This is a genomic window from Nocardia sp. NPDC056564 (genome assembly GCF_042793755.1).
GTDB lineage: Bacteria > Actinomycetota > Actinomycetes > Mycobacteriales > Mycobacteriaceae > Nocardia.
The window spans coordinates 371,508-390,180 of record NZ_JBHTUR010000005.1; the positions used below are offsets into that span (position 1 = coordinate 371,508).

The 18,673-nt window shown below is 68.3% G+C and carries 13 protein-coding genes; 7 read left to right on the top strand and 6 right to left on the bottom strand.

Annotated elements, in window-relative coordinates:
- The first annotated feature begins 5 nt into the window (after positions 1 to 5).
- From ACFQ9K_RS16410 to ACFQ9K_RS16420, 3 genes are all read left to right on the top strand, one after another.
- On the top strand, positions 6 to 1,133 hold the full coding sequence (locus tag ACFQ9K_RS16410; RefSeq protein ID WP_378722534.1) for a trans-sulfuration enzyme family protein: 1,128 nt from the start codon (positions 6 to 8) through the stop codon (positions 1,131 to 1,133).
- Complete coding sequence (locus ACFQ9K_RS16415) at positions 1,133 to 2,047, top strand: homocysteine S-methyltransferase family protein (protein WP_378722532.1); 915 nt, start codon at positions 1,133 to 1,135, stop codon at positions 2,045 to 2,047. The genes ACFQ9K_RS16410 and ACFQ9K_RS16415 overlap by 1 nt, the downstream gene beginning before the upstream one ends.
- A gap of 363 nt (positions 2,048 to 2,410) precedes the next feature.
- The gene (locus ACFQ9K_RS16420; protein WP_378722530.1) at positions 2,411 to 3,112 is read left to right on the top strand and encodes a winged helix-turn-helix transcriptional regulator; all 702 of its coding nucleotides are present in this window, start codon (positions 2,411 to 2,413) and stop codon (positions 3,110 to 3,112) included.
- Positions 3,113 to 3,136: 24 nt separating this feature from the next.
- On the opposite strand, the gene ACFQ9K_RS16425 is transcribed toward ACFQ9K_RS16420, so the two are convergent.
- Genes ACFQ9K_RS16425 through ACFQ9K_RS16445 form a run of 5 tightly spaced genes read right to left on the bottom strand, consistent with a single transcriptional unit; the run spans position 3,137 to position 13,631 of the window.
- Positions 3,137 to 3,616, bottom strand: a complete 480-nt coding sequence (locus ACFQ9K_RS16425) for an acyl-CoA thioesterase (protein ID WP_378722529.1) — start codon at positions 3,614 to 3,616, stop codon at positions 3,137 to 3,139.
- Positions 3,617 to 3,619: 3 nt separating this feature from the next.
- Positions 3,620 to 9,526, bottom strand: coding sequence for an SDR family NAD(P)-dependent oxidoreductase (locus ACFQ9K_RS16430; RefSeq protein WP_378722528.1), 5,907 nt, complete (start codon positions 9,524 to 9,526; stop codon positions 3,620 to 3,622).
- 3 nt (positions 9,527 to 9,529) lie between these two features.
- Positions 9,530 to 10,597 (bottom strand): enediyne biosynthesis protein, encoded by a 1,068-nt coding sequence (locus ACFQ9K_RS16435; protein WP_378722527.1) that lies wholly within the window; start codon positions 10,595 to 10,597, stop codon positions 9,530 to 9,532.
- Positions 10,594 to 12,567, bottom strand: coding sequence for a CRTAC1 family protein (locus ACFQ9K_RS16440; RefSeq protein WP_378722525.1), 1,974 nt, complete (start codon positions 12,565 to 12,567; stop codon positions 10,594 to 10,596). Before ACFQ9K_RS16440 ends, ACFQ9K_RS16435 begins: the two co-directional genes overlap by 4 nt.
- Positions 12,564 to 13,631 (bottom strand): DUF1702 family protein, encoded by a 1,068-nt coding sequence (locus ACFQ9K_RS16445; protein WP_378983279.1) that lies wholly within the window; start codon positions 13,629 to 13,631, stop codon positions 12,564 to 12,566. The genes ACFQ9K_RS16440 and ACFQ9K_RS16445 overlap by 4 nt, the downstream gene beginning before the upstream one ends.
- A 384-nt stretch (positions 13,632 to 14,015) precedes the next feature.
- On the opposite strand from ACFQ9K_RS16445, the gene ACFQ9K_RS16450 reads away from it, so the two are divergent.
- A complete protein-coding gene (locus ACFQ9K_RS16450) occupies positions 14,016 to 14,834 on the top strand; it encodes a helix-turn-helix domain-containing protein (RefSeq protein WP_378983282.1) in 819 nt (272 codons plus the stop codon).
- Between the two features lie 245 nt (positions 14,835 to 15,079).
- Positions 15,080 to 16,726, top strand: a complete 1,647-nt coding sequence (locus ACFQ9K_RS16455) for an MFS transporter (RefSeq protein WP_378726136.1) — start codon at positions 15,080 to 15,082, stop codon at positions 16,724 to 16,726.
- Positions 16,727 to 17,350: 624 nt separating this feature from the next.
- Here ACFQ9K_RS16455 and ACFQ9K_RS16460 read toward each other — a convergent pair.
- Entirely contained in the window at positions 17,351 to 17,827 is a 477-nt protein-coding gene (locus ACFQ9K_RS16460) for a MarR family winged helix-turn-helix transcriptional regulator (protein ID WP_378726138.1), read from the bottom strand.
- Between the two features lie 61 nt (positions 17,828 to 17,888).
- Here ACFQ9K_RS16460 and ACFQ9K_RS16465 point away from each other — a divergent pair, with 61 nt between their 5' ends.
- Both ACFQ9K_RS16465 and ACFQ9K_RS16470 read left to right on the top strand, forming a co-directional pair.
- Positions 17,889 to 18,257: a VOC family protein gene (locus ACFQ9K_RS16465; RefSeq protein ID WP_378726140.1), complete on the top strand. Its 369-nt coding sequence runs from the start codon at positions 17,889 to 17,891 to the stop codon at positions 18,255 to 18,257.
- 50 nt (positions 18,258 to 18,307) lie between these two features.
- On the top strand, positions 18,308 to 18,670 hold the full coding sequence (locus tag ACFQ9K_RS16470; RefSeq protein ID WP_378726143.1) for a nuclear transport factor 2 family protein: 363 nt from the start codon (positions 18,308 to 18,310) through the stop codon (positions 18,668 to 18,670).
- Positions 18,671 to 18,673 lie beyond the last annotated feature (3 nt).

Sequence of the window (18,673 nt, forward strand, 5' to 3'; positions counted from 1 at the left end):
CCGGCATGCGCTTCGACACCAGGCTCGTGCACAGCGGGCAGCAGTCCGCGCCGGGCACCGGCGACCTCGTGCCGCCGATCCATGTCGCCACCACCTATGACCGTTTCGCGCAGGAACCGTTGCGGCTGTTCTATTCTCGCGGGGAGAATCCGACCAGGCAGGCATTGGAAGAATGCCTGGCCGCGCTGGAGGACGCGCGATTCTGCGCGGTCTTCTCCTCGGGGCAGGCCGCCGCGACCACGGCGCTGTCCCGCCTGGCGGCCGGGCAGCGGGTGGTGTCCTCCGATGACGTGTACGGCGGTACCTACGCGTTGTTCGCCGCGTTGAGCCGATTCGGCATCCGGGTCGACTACGCGGATCTGAGCGATCCGGCCGAAGTGCGGCGCGCGCTGGCGAGCGACGCCGCGATGGTGTGGGTGGAAACGCCGAGCAACCCGTTGCTGAAGATCGCGGATGTGGCCGAGATCGGCAGGCTGGCCCATGCCAGGGGCGCGACGGTGGTGGTCGACAACACCTTCGCCAGCCCGGCCCTGCAGCGTCCGCTGGCGCTTGGTGCGGATGTAAGCCTCTACAGCACAACGAAATTCATCGCCGGCCACGCCGATGTGCTCGGTGGCGCGCTGGTGTGCGACGACGCGGAGTTGCACGCCGGGTTCGTCGAACATCGGACGGTGACCGGCGGTGTACCCGGCGGCCTGGACTGCTATCTGGTGCATCGCGGAGTCAAGACGCTGTCCCTGCGGGTCGCCCGCCAGACCGCCACCGCCCGCGCGATCGCCGAGGAACTGTGCGCTCTGCCCGCCGTGCTCGAGGTGCGCTATCCGGGTCTGCCGCAGCATCCCCAGTATCGCCTGGCCGGCCGGCAGATGTCGGGTCCCGGCTCGATCATCGGCTTCCGCTACCGCGGCGACCCGGAGAAGCTGATGGCGAGAACTCGGCTGTTCGCCTGCGCGGTGAGCCTCGGCGGCGTGCGCTCGCTGATCGAGTGCCCCGCGTTGATGACGCATCGGCCGATACCGCGTGCCATCCGGCACGCGGCCGGAATCACCGACGACCTGATTCGGCTCTCGGTCGGGATCGAGGATCCGGCCGATCTGGTCGAGGATCTGACCACTGCGCTGGAAGGTGACTGATGACGAATTCCCTTGATATCCAAGGAGTCCGGCTGCTCGACGGCGGCATCGCGACCGAGCTGCAACGCGCGGGGTTGCCGGTGCGCCCGCCGTGGTGGACCTCCGGGGCCGTGCTCACCGACGCGAAGCGGGGCGTGCTCCAGTCGGTGCACGAGGCCTATCTCGCCGCCGGCGCGCAGGTGATCACGGCGAACACCTTCCGGGCCAACCTGCGCGCCCTGCGGCAGACCAAGCTCGACGAGGCGGGCTGGGCCTGGGTGGTGCACGCCGCCGTGGGGGTGGCCGGCGCCGCCCGGAAACAAGCCGGCGTGCTCGACGCCCAGATCGCCGGCTCGATCGGACCGGTCGAGGACTGCTATCGGCCGGATCTGGTGCCGTCCGACGAGGAACTGCGCGCCGAGCACGGCTGGCTGGTGCGCGAGCTCTCGCGGGCCGGGGTGGACCTGTTCCTGATCGAGACGATGAACACCATTCGCGAGGCCAGGATCGCGCTGCGGGAGGTGTTGTCCGCGGGCGGGCGGGCGTGGGTGTCGTTCGCCTGCGCGGAGGACGCGACCCTGCTGTCCGGGGAGCCGCTGACCGGTGCGGTTCACGCGGTGCAACGCGACGGGGCCGAGGCCGTTCTGATCAACTGCACCTCCCCGCAGGCCACCGAGGTGGCGCTGCGGGTGGTGTGCCGCGGCCGGGCGGGGTTGATCGGGGCCTATCCGAACATCGAGGACCGGACCGGACTGCCGGCCCACGAACATGTGGATCGCGCCCTGGCTCCGGCGTTGACCCCGGACGAGTTCGCGGAACTGGCCGCGCGGTGGTGCGCCGACTACGGCTTGGACATCATCGGCGGATGCTGCGGCACCACGCCCGCGCACCTCGAGTCCGCGCACAAACTGCTGAGCGCGGCCGTCGGGACGTGAGCGCCCGGTCCGACCCGCAGTGGCGCGTCGTCAATATTGCTATACATTAAGATATTATTACGGCCGAGATGTGCTGCGGACTGCCGGGCGCCGGTCGGCGGGCATCTCCGTTGCTGGCGCCGCGGCTCCGGCCGCCTTCGGTCGCGCCGGCGATTCGCCTTCCGTCCCAGCGTCGACGTGTTATTTCCGGATGGCATCAGTTCCGCGGAACGGCGCGTGACCGGCCATGGTTCAGCATTGAAACACCGTTAGCTCAGACGGTACTGACCGACGGGTAGGTGGCCGCAGCAACCGAAGGGAAACATGTAACGTAGTATCAGTGTCACTAGGAAGTTGTAGTGATCCGACACTCGAGGTACTCACATGGGAACGAAGCGCTACGCGCAACTGTGTGCGGTCGCGGCCGCGCTCGACCTCGTCGGCGAGCGCTGGACCCTGCTGATCATCCGCGATCTCACGACCGGCCCGAAGCGATACAACCAGCTGCTCGAAGAGACGCTGGTGGGGATCGGACCGAACCTGCTCGCGGCCCGGTTGCAGATGCTCACCGAACACGGGGTGATCCAGCGTGAGCCCGTACCCGGTGACGGCCGCGGTGTTCAATATCGGCTGACCGCCAGCGGTGAGGCGCTCAGACCGGTGATCATCGGGTTGGCGTCATGGGGCCTGTCGCACATCTCCTCCTACGAGCAGGACGGGCTCGTCCGTTCCGAGTGGGGCCGATTGGCGTTGGAGGCGATGATCAGCGTAGGGCCGCAGCCCGAGGTCGACGAGTCCTACGAGTTCCGGATCGGCGACGAGGTGTTCCACGTGCTGTGCGAGGACCGCACCGCGCGCGTCGTCGACGGACCCACACCGGACGAACCGGTACTCGTGGTCACCGCCGACCCGGAGACGTTCATCCGGATCGGCACCGAGCAACTGGGCATCCTCGACGCGATGCTGTCCGGAAGCCTGACCGTCAGCGGGGATTCGACCTCGTTGAATCGCTGCCTCAGGCTGCTCGACCTCGAGCTCACCTCGACGGCGCAGGCCGGGTCCGAGGCCCACGCCGACGTCTCCTGACCCGGTCGGCCGATCGTCCATGATTCAGTCGGCCCGGCGGCCGGCCAGGACGCGCCGGTCGGTTCCCCGGTGGCCGGGTTCGGCGTACGGCTCGAGCGCGCGCCGCAGGCTCTCGGGCACCCGGGTCGGCTCCACCCGAGTTCCGTTGGCGCGCATGCAGGCGACTCGCTGACGACCGCGGGCCACCAGGTGCTCGCCCCCGGTCCGGTCGTCGACCTCGAGGTAGGCGAATTCGAACTCGATCTGCGTCTGGGTGAGGTCGACCAGGGTCATCCGGATGGTGAGCCGCTGGAACGCGGTCAGTTCGGCGAAGTACTCACACTCGCATTTGATCGTGAAAAGCTTGAGGTCCCGGTGGATCTCGTCGAGCACGTCCGGCGCGTGCTCCATCAGGAACATTTCCCGGCAGCGCCCCTGCCAGCGAAAGTAGTGCACGAAATAGACGTTGCCGACCAGGTTGGTTTCCTCGAAGCCGACGATGTGGGAGATCTCGTAATAACGCACGTATCAACCTTTCTCGGTGACCGAGAACACCACCGGCAGGGGTGCCGGTAACGCCAGGGTGGTGCTGAGGGACCAGACGACGTCGGTGCCGTGCCGCAGCGCCAGCCAGCCGTCGGCCGCGGCCCGGTGGTCCAGGGTCAGTCGCGGCCTGGTGACCGTGACGCCGAGCTTGGTCACCGCCTCGCGCGCGCTCCATACCCGGGTCGCGGCGGTGTCGAACGACTCGCCTGCCGCCCGGCCGCACAGCTCCGCCAGCGCGACCCCCGAATTGCCGAGCAGCCCGGCCCATTGCGCCTGCGTGCGCGCCTGGACCGGTTCGAGATCGCAGCCCACCGGGCACGCGGCCACCACGGCGACGGTGACCCCGGCGCCGTGCGCGAAGCTCGCGTGTCCGTCCGGTATCTCCGGCCGCCCGTCGGGGCGATACCGGAGGACAACCGTGCGTCCGAGGGCGGCGGCCAGTGCGCGTCGGGTTGCGTTGCGACGCAGCGAGATACGGGGGTCGTCGAGGACCGGAACCGGCGGCTGGTCGCGCACGATCGCCAACTGCACCGGCGAGGTCAGCCGGGTATCGAGACGCCGCTGCAGGTGTGGACCGAGCAACTCGGGGATCCACCCGGACTCCGCCGCGATCGGTGCGACCGCGACGAGTTCGAGCCCCTCCCAGATCGCGACGACCGCGCCGCGCTCGTCGCGCACGAGGACGTCGTAGATATACGTCGACTGCTCGTGCGACCGTTCGCGCGCGGCCAGGACGACGGTCCGGACGTCGGGGGCTATCGGCAGCGACAGCACGCGGGCCACCTTCGCCGGCAGCAGCGTCGCGTCCGGCACGCAGACCTGGATGGCGTGCATGAACGCGTCCCTGGCCGCCGGGTCGTCCAGCACCAGCGATTTCGGCAACATCGGCGAGAACCAGCGCTGCTCGCGGACGCTGATCCGCGCCACGCATTGCCGGGCGGACAGCTGCCGATAGTCCTCGACCGACCGGAACATCTTTCCGTGGAACATGATTCGGTCGTAGAAGTCGGTGTCGATCGCCATGCCGAGCCCGGCCGGCGCGGTCTCGGCGGTGTGCGCGAATTCGGCCAGCCGCTCCAACGGTTCGGTCGCCGGCGCCGGGACGGCGGGAATCGCGCCGACCGCGGCCACGTCGTCGGGCTGGCGTGCGTGCCGGCAGACGCCGCGGAAATGGTCGAGCTGAAACGCGGTGGTATCCGACCTGATCGCCACCCGGACGGTGTCGCCCGAGCGCAGCGCGGCGACCCGGATCGTCGTCACCCGGTCCGGTGCCGCGACGATCGGCCGGAGGAATTCGAGATCGTGCAACTGCACCGGGCGTTGCTCGCCGAACAGCGCGGTGGCGGCCTGCGCCATCGCCTCCATGCCCAGCACCGCGGGGAACAGTGCGTCGCGGGTGAATTGATGATCGGCGAGATAGGGGTCGGTGGCCACCGAGAGGTCGGCGTCGGCGAGCAGCTCGATCCAGGGGACGTGCAGCCGCGGGCGCTCCAGGAACCGCAGCAGCGGCAGCTCGGTGTCATCGAAGCGGATCGTCGGCAGCCCGCCGGTTCTGCCGATCACCACCACACTGGACGGGCAGGCGGGGGTGCGCAGCAGATCCAGCATGAGGTCGACGCCCAGGTCGGTCGGAATCGGCTCGATGCCTTCGCGGACAAGGGAATCCAGCACGCCGAGCCGTTCGCCCATCCCGGTTCCGGCCCAGACCGACCATTCGATGGTGAGGCACCGGCAGTCCGGCAGCTCCTCGGCGAGGGCATCGATGGCGGAGCGCAACCAGTCGTTGGCGATCGCGTAGTGCCCCTCGCCGCGCAGGCCGGCCCGGCCGATGATGCTGCCGAAGCCGACGACCAGCCGAAGCTCGGCCTGCTCGACCGATCCGAGCAGGTGGTGCAGGCCGTCGACCTTGGGCGCGACGGTTCGCGCCACGTGGTCACCGGTCAACGATCCGATCGCCGCGGGGGTGTTGATTCCGGCGCCGTGCAGGATGCCGGTGACCGCGCCGAGTTCGCGCCGAATCGTGGCCATCGTGTCGGCGATCTGGCCTCGGTCGGTCACGTCGGCGGCGTAATAGTGTGCGGTGACACCGGATTCGCGGAGCCGGGCCAGGTTGGCGGCGATCTCGGGATCGTCGGCTTGGCTGCGCGCGATGATCGCGAGCACGCATCCGGTCTGCTCGGCCAGCGCGACAGCGCATTCGGCGGTGATGCCCCGAACCCCGCCGGTGACCGCGACCACGTCGCGCGCGCCGAGCGGCAGATCGGCGGCGCCCGGCGTGAGCTCGCGAAGTACCGGTTCGGTCCGGTTGCCCTCCCCGTCGTAGTGGACTTCCCGGAAGGTCGTGGTGGCGGCGATATCGGCGCAGGCCAGCCGCGCGGCCTGCTCGGGTGCCAGGCCGGGCGCCGGATGAATGACGGTGGTCCGGACGGCGGGGGCCTCCAGGTGCACCGTCTTGGCCAGCGCGGCGGCGTCCCGGCCGTCGTCGATCACGACCAGGCGGGACCCGGTGTCGATCGCCGCCCGGGCCGCGGAAAGCATACGGTCGATGGCGATTTCGGCCGGTTCGCCGGTGGCCGCGCCCAGCCGCAGGAGCACACCGTCGCCGAGGCGGGCGGTGTCGAGCTCGGATCGGAGGACCGCGGCGAACCGATCGTCCGGCGGTGCGAATACCCGCCAGGTGCCCGGCGCGTCGTCGCCGCGGTCGGTGACCGGCGGCGCCGCCGCGGCGACCAGCTCGACGGTGAACGGCCGCACCCAGATATCGACCCCGGTCAGGTCGTCGGCCTGCCGCGCCGGTGCACCGTGCGCGGTCTTCGCCAGGTCGTCGATCGCCTCGGCGAGCTGCGCGATCGTCGCGGTGGCCACATTGGTGGTCGGTTCCAGTGTCTCGGCACCCAGCAGCTTGACCGCGTCCGCGACCAATTGGGTGATGGTGATGCTGCTCAGGTGCAGGTCGTCGAGCGGGCAGATCTCCGGGGTGATCTCGTCGAGCGGGAGTTCGACGCGCTCGGCGATCAGTCGGCGCAGCGTCGGCAGCGACGAGGTCTCGTCGGGCCGGGCCCCGCTGGGTCGATCGGCGATATCCGGCTGGATCACCCCGTGTCCGTTGGACTGCGCCTGGGGGAGGAACGAGTCGTTCGGCGCTTGCTCGCAAGGACTTTCGAGGAAAACGAACTGCTTGTCGAGCGGGATGGTCCGAGTGAAGCGCTCGGCGGCGAACCCCTCCAGGTCGGGGCGGGCGCCGAGCACATAGCAGGCGGCGAGGGTGCGCAGGATCCCGCCGACGGAGTTGCCGTCGGTTTCCATCGCGACCGCCGGAACACCGGGGCAGACGTCGGCGGCCAGCGCCGACAGCGTCGCACCGGGACCGACCTCGACCAGCAGATCGCAGGTCTCCGCGAGCTGCGACAGCGCGTCGGCGAACCGGACCGGTGCGTGCACCTGACGCTCGAGCAGATCGGCGACGGCGCAGCCGGGTTCCAGCGGGCCCGCGGTGACCGTCGAGAACACGCCGGGCCGTTTGACCCGGCCGAGGTCGATCTCGTCGAGGTAGCGGCGGAAGGCGTGGGCGGCCGGCGCGACCAACGGCGAATGGAACGCATGCGAGACCGGTAGTGTCCGGCAGCGCATTCCGGCCGCGCGCGCACTCACCAGCACCACGTCGACCGCGTTGGCCGGGCCCGCGACCACCGTGTGTCCCGGGCCGTTGTATCCGGCGACCACCACCGGGCTGCCGTTCAGCAGGGTCGCGACCTGATCGGCGGCCGCGAAGATCGTCGCCATGCTGCCCGGCTCGTCCACGGCGGCGTTGTGCATGGCCGCGCCGCGGACCGCCGCGGTGCGCACGAGCTCGGTCTCGTCGAACACCCCCGCCCAGTAGAGCGCGGTCAGTTCCCCCAGGCTGTGCCCCACGCAGCCGACGACGTTCATGCCGACCGAATCGAGCACGCGCAGGCCGGCGAGCGAGGCCGTCACGATGCGCGGCTGCGCCTCCTCGGTCGCCTGACCGCCGGCGCGCACGCCGACCTGCTGGTACAGATCGGCGACGACGGCGAAGCGGCGAGCGGGCGCGCCGCCGTCGCCCTGCCCCGGCGCGCCCTGCCCGGGGAACAGGAGGCCGATGCGTGGCGCGGATCCGATTCCCGCACCGAGGAATTGGCCGCTGCCCGGCGCGAACCAGTGCCGTTCACCGGTGGCCAGCAGGTCGGCCAGTTCGGTCAGCCGGTCGGCGGCCTGGCGCTGGTCGGCGGCGACCACCGCCGCCTTGATCGGCAGCCGGGCGTCGATCCGGATCAGCTCGGTGGCGAGATCGCCGAGTTCGGCGAACGAACATCGGGCGGCGAGCGCGGCCACCGTGCGCAGCCGCGTTTCCAGTTCAACCGGCGTCGCCGCGGACAGCACGAACAGTTCCGCGTCCTGAGCACTACGGGCCAGCCGGGTACCGGCGGTGCGCGACAGCGGGCGCGGCGGCAGTCGGCTCTCCAGCACGACATGGGCGTTGATGCCGCCGAAGCCCAGCGACGAGACACCCGCCCGCCGGGGATAACCGGCCTTCGCGGACCGGTGGGGGCCGTCCGGGCCCGGCCATTCGAGTGCCCGGTCGGGAAGGCGGAGTCGATTTCCGACGTCGGCGAGCACCGGATGGGCCCGGTCGGTTCCGGTGATCGGCGGAATGGTTCCGTGGTGCACGGCGAGCGCGGTCTTGATCAGCGCCGCGATCCCCGCCGCCGCCTTCGTATGACCGATATTGCCCTTGATCGATCCGACCGCCACCGGCGGCCGGTCCGCACTCCGCGCGGCGACGGCGGTGTTGAACACCTCGAGCTCGGTTCGGTCACCGACCGTGGTGCCCGCGCCGTGGCCTTCGAGATAGTCGACGGTGTCCGTCCCGAATCCCGCCATCCGGTACGCGCGTTCGATGGCCCGCAGGTGGCCGCTGGGTTCGGGCCGGGTGATACCGCCGCGACCGTCCGAGGAGACACCCCACCCGGCGATGGTCGCGTAGATCCGCGCGCCCCGGGCGAGCGCGTCCTCCTCGCGCTGCAACACCAGGATCCCGCAGCCCTCACCCGGCCAGAATCCGTTCGACCGCTCGTCGTACACGCGCATTTCCGAGGTCGACAGGGCGCCGGTCTTCGCGAAGCCGACCAGTTCGAACGGGTCGATGGACAGATCCACGCCACCGACGATCGCGGCGTCGAGATGACCCGCGAGCATGGCGTCGCCGGCCTGCGTGATGGACAACAGCGAGGACGAGCACGCGCCGTCGACGATGAAACCGCCACCGCCGAAATCGAAGTGGTTGCAGATCCGCCCGGCGATCGTGTTCGCCAGGCCGCCGGCCAGGGTGTCCTCGGTGATCGCCGGGAACGGCGCCTTGTAGTCCGCCTCGTACTCGTCGAGGAAGGCGGCGATCTCCGCCGCGGGCCTGCCGTTGCGGCGCAGCGCGGCAGCCAGGGTGCGGCGCACATAAGGCCAGCGCAGCCGCATGCCCGAGGCGCGGGTCATGTCGCCGGTGAGCGTATTGCCGAGGATGACGCCGGTGCGTTTGCGGTCCAAGCCTTCCCCCGCGGGGAAGCCCGCGTCGTCGAGCGCCGCCGCGGCGGTGTCCAGGGCGAGCCAGTGCACGATGTCGGTGGACCGAAAGGTGCCCGCGGCCACGCGATGCCGGGCCCGATCGAAGGTCCAGCCCTCGATGACCGCCGAATGCGTCGCGTAGTGGCGGTCCGCCGCGGCGGGATCACTCGCGTAGTAGTCGGCCGCGTTCAACCGGGCGGGTGGGACCGGCCGGAAGGCGCGCCGCCGGGCCAGGACGTTGTCCCAGAGCTGGGCCGGATTCGCGGCATCGGGAAAACGGCACGCCATGCCTACGATCGCTAGCCGAACCATCGGTCAAGCTCGCTGAGCGGTGGGGCCGGGGGACAGGACGGACACCGGGTCGGTGTCCCGGCGTTCGGCGGCCCGCTGTCTGGCGGCCTTGGTCCAGGTGGAAAGCCAGGCATAGCTGCCCCGGATCGCGCAGACCAGGGTGAGCGCGAAGAACAGGGTGTACACGATGTCGACGGCCATCATCAGCCCGTACACGGTCGCGACCGAGGCGCCGAACATGAATTGGACGCGCGCCGGGAACGGTGTGGTGCCCGGGTCGGTGATCATGTAATTGGTGAACAGGATGAAGGCGGTGCCGGTCATCGTGCCGAGCGCGGCGACCAGCGCGACGTCGAACAGCGCGTGCCGGACCAGGGCCTGGATGACGAACCCGCCGAGCCAGCCGACGATCAGCGGCACCCGGCCGACCAGGGTCGCGTTGATCACCGACCCCGCGACGAGCAGGACGAGCGGGACCGCGATCCGGAACATCGTGTTGATGTTCTCGCCGAACTCGTAGGGCGGCGCGATGCTCACCCAGGTGCTGAAGAACAGCAGCGCCATCGTTATCCCGAAATTGGACGGGTTCATGAAATGGCGCATGCGCCCGGCGAACGGGGCCTGGAAAACGTACTTGCTGGTGATCGCGGCCGCCACGGCGAAAAGCACCGGCCAGAATTGATTGTTGGCGTAGAGCAGCATATTCACGGCCAGGGCGGTGATGTGCGCGGGCAGCAGGAACTCGTACACGCCGCGGGCTCCGCGACCGAGGAATCGCGGCGCGGTGCCGCGCGACCACGCGGTGATCCACTCGAAAACCAGGTCGATCGAGTACGACGCCAAGAGCGCCAGAATCGGCCACAGCGGTGGTTGTTCGAAGCCGAGCAGGGTGTAGCCGATGATATTGAGCACGCTGAGCGAGATGGCGAAATTCCGGAGGGCCAGATATCGCACATCCTTCTTGACCGGTGGGGTGTCGGGCTTCCGGTCGCCGGGTGTCGCGCCGTTGGTGGCGGGCGGTGCGGTCGCGACCGTGGTCCTGGTCGCGGGGCGCGGCTCGCGAAGATTTCGTTTCCGATTGAGCAGAGTCATGGTTTCGTGATCCCCTCGGCGATCTCGGTGGCCGTTTCGGTCAGCATCAGCGTGTGCGAGCCAGGCGCCAGCTGGAGTGTCTGGTGGTGCGGAGTGCCTGCGTTGTCCAGCCATTCGAGGTCGGCGGAGACCGGGGTGGTGGCGGCGCCGAGCCCGAAGTGGACGTCGAAGCTGCGTTTGCCGCTGTGTCCGCTGCCGCCGTCGAGTTGGCTGCGCATGGTCCGGCCGTCGGCGGTGCGTACCGTGACGATCGCGTTGTAGGCCGGCTGTGCGGCACCCGGCGCGGCCGTCCCCGTGGCCGGCCGGCACAGCCGCAAGGACAGCGAATTGCCCAGGTGCGGCGAACGATTCGCGAAGAACGCGGGCGGCCCCCACTGGCGGGCGACGGCGAAGTCGAGCCGGCCGGTGCCGGTGGTGTCGCCGATGGCGACTCCGCGCGTCGGTATCGGCGCGTCGGTGCCGACCTGCTCGGTGATGTCGACGTACTTGCCGTCGTTCCCCTTGGCGTACAGCGCCATCGGGTGCCTGCCCGCGATGTCGTCGCCGGGGACGACCCGCGGCCACATGCCAGGGTCGTGCAGCACAACGTCGTTGGTGGTGGCCAGCTCCTGCAGCCAGGGCCAGCGGTTGCTGCCGCCGGCGCCCTGGACGAACCCGGCGGTCTGGAGCACGTCCAGGGTTCCGGAGTTGCGCAGATCGGCGGCCTTCATGTCCCAGCCCCAGCCGGTCCAGGCGAGCCCGAGTTGCTGGGCCTGCTGCGCGAACGGCGCGTGCCCGGAGGCGAGTTCGCGGCGCATGTCGTCCGGCGTGGTCGCGTCGTTGCGCCAGACGAAGTTGCTTTCCTGGATGCCCCACGCGGTGGTGATATTGCTGACCACCATGTCGAATTTCCCGCGGTTGTACATGTCCGCGAAATCGACGCCCATGCCCTTGAACGAGTCGTTCCCGAGTACAAAGGATTTGGGGTCGGTCCAGGTTCGGTTGCCGGTGGCCGTGCTGAATCGGATAGTGCCCGGCGTCGATTGGTTGAGCAGCAGATGATCGTGGCCGAAATCGTTGCCGACATAGAGCTCGGGAAGCAGATCGGCGGTCATGTCGCCTGCGCCGAGTGCGAGCGTCCAGCCGGTGGCGACGTCGATCGGGATTGCCTCCTTCTGCTCGACGTATTTCGGCTGCCCGGCGGGATCCAGTCCGGTCCAGCGGAATACGCGCTCGCCCGCGGCGTTCTTCGCGCTCGACATCGAGTCGTTCATGACGACGTCCGGGCGTCCGTTCGGGTCGAGGACACCGGAGTTCGGGAAGTAGTTCCCGAACACGATGTCCGGATGGCCGTCCCCGTCGAAGTCGGCGATCGACACGGCGTTGGTGTTCCAGCGTTCGCCGTGGTACTGACCCTGCGTGGTCCCCGAAGGGATCACCTCGGTGGGGGTGTAGGCCGGTGCCTGGCCCGCGGCATCGGCCTTGTGCAGGAACATGATCGGTGTTCGTCCCCAGTAGTAGACGAGCAGGTCCATGCCGCCGTCGCCGTTGAAATCGCCGGGGGCGCAACCCATCGGCGCCATCGTAGAATCCATCGTGATCGGGTCCGGGCGGAGCACGAACGGCGTGAACCGGTCGGCCTGCGCCGCGGTCGGCGTGTAGGTCACGATCACCGAGTCGGTGCGGGTGTCGACGATGCACATGCCGTCGGACCGCCCGTGCCCGACCAGATCGTTGATCGCGATCGAGGCGCCGACGGAGGAGATCCACGAGCGAATGTTCTGATACGCCGGGTTCACCTCGCGCACGGAATTCATCGGCAACTGGTCGTATCCGGGCGGCATGGCGATCGACATGGACTCGAACTTGTAGTCCTGCGCCACCGTGGCCGGATCTTCGGTGGCGACCTGGGCCTGTGCGATCAGAAAGGTGGCGGCCAACAGCACCACCGCGCCGATCGTCGGCACCAGGGCTCTCAGTCTGGCGTTCATGATTCGGCCTTTGCGGTTGATTCCGGTGCTGCGGAGACGGTCGGGTCGGCTGGTTCTGCGGTCAGGCAGCGTTGTCGGATCCGCTCGCGCCAGACCTCGAATCCAGGGCGGCCATTGATCGTCAGGTGCACGGGCCGGGTCTCGATCGCGAGCGCGGCGGCGTCGGCGACGTGGCTGCCGGTGAGAATCGCCACGGCGGCTTCGGTATTCGGCTGCACGATGCGGGCGCGCGAGCGTGCCTCGGCGGCGAACGTCGCGCCCTGGCCGACTTCCCGGCGGTAGGCCGATGCCCGGTCGCGCAGCGTGGCGAGCTCGTCGGCGGTGGCGCCGCCGGCGTAGGTCGCCGCCAGGCCGAGTCCGGCGAACAGGTCCGGCCGCCGGTCCGCCCGGAACCCCTCGATCAGCGTGCACGCGGCCGCCGGATCGGCGCCGGAGACGAACCACAGCGCGCGGCCGATCCCCTGATCGATGGCGTGCGGCACATAGTCGAGGTGCCGGGGCGACACCAGCGGCGGCGTCGGGTCAACATACTGTTGTTTTACGTAGCGATCAGTATCGAAATAGGCCTGGTGGAATCCGTAGCCGTCCAATACGAGCCACCGCAGAACCGGGTCGGTGGCCCCGGCCAGCGCCCCTCGATGCAGGCGCCGGGGGAGCCGGGCCAGCGCCCAGCCGACGCCGACGTAGATCATGTAGAGATGTTCGTTTGCTGCGGTGATGAAGTCGGTGACGTGGTGGTTGTGACCGATCGGTAACCCGTCCCGGATCGCCAGCGCCATCGCGGCGCCTTCGAACGCGAAACCTCTTCTCCCGCTGTCGATTTCCGATAAAAGCGCGGCGGTCTCCGCCGCCGTTCCGCGCTCGGCGCCGACCCCGAATCCGGCCAGGAATGTCGCGCCTGCTGTTTCCAAACATGCTGCGGCATAAGGGTTTCGGGCGGGAAACCCGCGAACCTTCAACGTTGCCTGTCGCGCGTCCGGCGTCAAGATCCTCCGGCGAAGCCCACCCAAAGCGGAGACCATCTGAAGCCCTCCTTCGCAGAAACGTGTACTCCAGATTGACATCCGGCCGCGTCTGGGGCTTCTCCCTCGTTGCTCAATCTACGAAATGGAAGTATTCTACCGTCCAGTTGAAACAATCAATCACGGTGGCGAACTGGGCCGCCGTCGGGCACTCCGCTCGCATGCCTCGCTGCATCGGGGCTATGGGGCTTGCGTCGGGGATACCGGGCAAGGGGGTGCTGGGCAGGAGCGCAACCACCCTGCGGAATCGACGGCTTCACTTACCAAGCATTCATCCCGCGGCCGAAGGGCCACGACATTCCCCTCGACGTCGTGCGGCCTGCGGAGCGATACCTGAATGGTTGACCCTCGATGCCAGAGACGGCCGGCCAGTTTCACCATCTGCGGTAGCGGCCATGTTCCGTTGCCGATAGCATAGTCGCTATTTTGCAGCTATTTCGCGGCCGAATGGTCGCGGAAGGGCTTACTTCTGCTGCCGCCGGCTCCGGCATCCTGGATTGTTATGAGTTTGGAGAGTTCGTGTCGGATCATATCGATGACAGCATCAAGTACATGTGGGAAAACTGTGGGCAGCAGGTTACCTTGGACGATCTCGCCGACGTCGCAAAATGCAGTAAGTTTCACTTCGTCAGACGTTTTCGCGCGGAAACCGGCTGGTCACCGGCCCGTTTTCTCGCGGCAATCCGGCTGGCCCGTAGCAAGAAGTTATTGGCGTCCACGTCGATGAAAGTTTCCGAGATCTCCTATGCTGTCGGCTACCTCAGTTACGGCACCTTCACTTCCAGATTCACCGAAGCGGTCGGACTGAGTCCGTCGCAGTATCGGCGCTACGCCCGGGGCGAGCAGGTTCCGCTGAGATGGTCCGAACAACACGCCAACTGCGGCCGGGAGTCCAGTACACCACTCTTGCGTGGCAAATTATGCGATCCGGACGGTGCCGTCGCGACCCGCCGATACATGAGCATATTCTCCGCGGCCAACCCGCTGACGTCGGCCGCCGCGCAACTCATTGTCACGGACCAGGGCGCGTTCAGTATCAGCTGCTTGCCGCCGGGAAAGTGGGTTGCCCGTGCGATCGCGGTCTCGACCGTTCGCGACGATCGAAATCACCGGGTAACCCGGGATGTCCGCATCGGAATCTGTGAGTTCCGATTACGCGAAAACGATCGGCTGGAAATCGGTATCACCTTGAGCGAGCGAACGATTCGGACCGCGCCCTTCCTGCTGGCGCTGCCGCACCATTGAGCCGCGCCGCGGCCGGGCTCCCCGGCCGCGGCCGCGCCCGGCCCCGGCACACATGTTCGCGGAATCGCTGCGGCGGCAACCGAGAGATGCGATTCTGAAACCGCAAGGGAGAGACCAGAGCTCAACGTCGAGCAGGGTGGCGGCGACTCGTGCCGCTGCCGTCTCTGGTCGTGCATCTGCCGCGTCGGCGCGCGGGTACCACTTCGGCTCGCCCGCTGTCCGCGCGGTAACGAACGGAGATATCTGTGTCTGGCCAAAGACATTTCGACTCATCGCTCGCGCAATCCGGCGGTGGATCTCGCCCGGCGCCCATCCGGCGGCGCACCCGCGCCTTCTGGTTCGGGCTGGCCGCAACCACTCTCGGTACCGCGCTGCATTTCCCGATGTTCTGGGAGTCCAGGCACATGGGGTATCACATGGCCGACATGCCGATGGATGCCTCGATGATCGCCGGTATGGCCTTGATCGTGGTCGGTCTCGCGGTGACCACCTATGGCCTGATTCCGGTTGGGGCACAACGGGATCAGGTGGCGAATCTGCGGGTGCGCGCGCTCGACGACGCTCCGGTCAATCGGGTGCACGTGGTGCTGCTGCTGGTGATGGCCGCGGCGATCACCATCGATGTGATGAAGCCGACCACGCTGGCCTTCGTGGTGCCCGGGGTGGCCAAGGAGTACGGCCTGAAGACCGCGACCAATCCCGGTGGCGGGCTGCCCGCCGCGCTGCTGCCGCTGGCGGGTATCACCGGCACGGTGATCGGGTCGTTCCTGTGGGGGTGGCTCGGTGATCGGATCGGGCGCAAGGCGGCGATTCTGCTGGCCGGGGTGTTCTTCGTGGCGACCTCGGTGTGCGGGGCGATGCCGAGTTTCGAGCTGAATCTGCTGATGTGCCTGATCATGGGCATGAGCGCGGGCGGCATGCTGCCGATCGCGTTCACCCTGCTCGCGGAGACGATTCCGGCCAGGCACCGCGGCTGGCTGATGGTGTTGATCGGCGGCGACATCGCCGGCGCGTACATCATCACCAGTTGGCTGTCGTCCACCATCGGCGACAGCTACGGCTGGCGGGTGATGTGGCTGATCGGGTTCCCGACCGGGCTGCTGACCATTCTGCTCACCCGCTGGATCCCGGAGTCGCCGCGGTTCCTGCTCGCGCTCGGCCGCCGCCGGGAGGCCGAGGAGGTGCTGCGCGTCTACAACGCCTCCATCGTCGAGGTCGAAAACTCAGAGCTCGCAGTCGAATCCGGGGTCAAGGGCGGATTCCGCCGGCTCGTGCAGCCCCCGTTCGGCGGGATCACCACCGTCCTGGTGCTGGTCGGTCTCGGTGTCGGGCTGGTCGTGTACGGCTTCCAGCTGTGGCTGCCGACCAACCTGCGCCAGCTCGGATACAGCGGCGTCTCGGCCGATCAGATCCTGCGTGACTCGGCACTGATCGGGTTCCCGCTCAACTTCCTCGTCGCCTACTGCTATCACCGCTCGTCGAAATGGACGATGGTGATACTCAGTGCGCTGCTTGCGGTTTCGCTGTTCGGCTTCGTCGCGTTCGGCGATCGGGTCGCGGACAACAAGACGCTGCTCTACGCGCTGCTCATCCCGCCGATCTGGGGCGCGAGCTCGGTGGTAGCGGTGCTCGTGGCCTATGGCGCCGAGGTGTATCCGACCCGAATACGTTCGCGCGGCACCGGTTTGGCGGCGGCCATGAGCAAGGCCGGCGGTATCGTGGTGATCGCGCTGGTGGTGCTCGCCGTCGCGGCGCCGTCGATCTCGGTCACCGCCTTGATCAGCGCCATCCCGATGACCATCGCCGCCGCGGCGGGCATCGCCTTCCTGGTCGAGACCCGCCGCCGCCCGCTGGAGGAAATCACCGCCGAGGAACTGCGCGCCGTCGCCTGACGCGCCGCACGGCTACGGGTAAATGTGCATCCAGCCGATTGCCAGCAGCCACATGACGACGCCGCACAGCAGAACATAAACGATCACCCACGGCAGGGACGAGAGGCTCTTTCGCATCAGGTCTCCCGTCCCGCCGGCCGTACTTCGACGAACCCGTCACCTCGAACACCGATTCCTGCGGACGCAGCCGCGGTGCCTTCGACGCGATGTCCACCACCCGACGTAGTTGCCCATACTCGTTGCGGCGCCGATGAATTGGACCTCCGCCAGCGCGGAAGGTCGTGATGCTCATCAGGATAGCAAGACAGAACCGAGCTCACTTCGGATTCAACCGGCCCGATCCACCCTTTCCGCCTGCGAGATCAGGTCGCGGTCACGGAGTGGGGCAACGTAGGGCAACGGATTGATGCCGAGCTCGAGTATTCTCGTGCGCCTTGTTCGGAACGGTTGTTGAGCAAGTCGTTTCGCTGGAATTGCGTCGAACGGCACAGCAACACAACGGCATCTTTCCCGCAGGGCGGGAAGTATCCGCGGATTCAACGGCATCGAGTGTGACGGGTTATCCGGCCGTGCCGATCGGCGAGAAAGGCCGTCCGGCGCGAAATCCGCGCCCGCGCGATCAATTCAATCATTCGCGGTGGCGCCGGCCTCGCGGGGGTCGTCCCGCAGGGAACGGATCATGCTGCGCAGGATGCGGAGCGCGGCCGACTGGTCGGTATCGGTGAGGTCGGCCAGCATTCTGAGTTCGACCGACCGGACCGCCGCGCTCGCTTTCTCCAGCTTCTTCCGGCCGAGCGGAGTGAGCCGGGTGGGCAGCACCTTCCCCACGGGCGCCGACGCGGGCCTGCTCACGTGACCCTCCCGCTCCAGGGTCTGGAGCAGCACGTTCATCGACTGCCTGGTCACGAACGCGCCCCTGGCGAGCTCGGAGTTCGACAGGCCCGGTCGCTGCGCCAGCAGCTCGAGGCAGGAGTAGTGCGTCACGCTCATGCCGAGCGGCCGCAGCACCTCCTCCATTGCTACGCGCAGCGCGCTCGACGCCTCTTTCAGCAGGTAGCCCAGCGACGTCTGCAGCTCGATGCCTGCCCCGTGTTGACTCATGTCAGTATTCTGACATACAGTGACCCGTGTCAGAAGACTGACACGTAACCGAAGGAGCATCATGCCAGCCACCGGCCCCGACTTCCTCTCGCTGCAAGCGCGTGACCTCGACGCTTCGCAGGCGTTCTATGAGCGGTACCTCGGCCTCGTCCGCTCACCCGCCGGACCTCCGCACGCCGTCGTCTTCGAGACGAAACCCATCGCCTTCGCCCTCCGCGACCTCGTGCCCGGCACCGATCTCGACGCCGTCGCCCAGCCCGGCGTCGGCGCCGCGATCTGGCTGCACGCCACCGACGTCCAAGCCATCCACGACGCCCTGGCCGCCGACGGCCACCCCATCGTCACCGCCCCGATCGACGGCCCCTTCGGCCGCACCTTCACCTTCGCCGACCCCGACGGCTACCACATCACCCTGCACGACCGCACCTGAATCCTCTGGGCGGACTGGGCGATGGTGCCCGCTCGGGGGAGGATGGGGGAATGGCTGACTTGGACGGGCTGATCGATACGTACTGCGCGGGGTGGAGTGACCCGGATCCGTTGCGGCGGCGCGAGTTTCTCGGTGCGGCATTGGCGGTGGGCGCGACGTATACCGATCCGACCGTGCACGCCGTTGGGGTCGAGGAGCTGGCGGGACACATCGACGGCGTGTTCGCGCAGCAGCCGGGGATGCGGGTGCTGCGGGTCAGCCAGGTCGATGCGCATCACGGGATGGCCAGGTTCGGCTGGCGGCTGGTGCGGGCGGACGGCACGGCGTTGCCGGACGGCGTGGATTTCGTGGAGATCTCGGACGGGCGAATCCGCCGGATCGTCGGGTTCTTCGGCGGGTTACGCGACCGGTAGCGT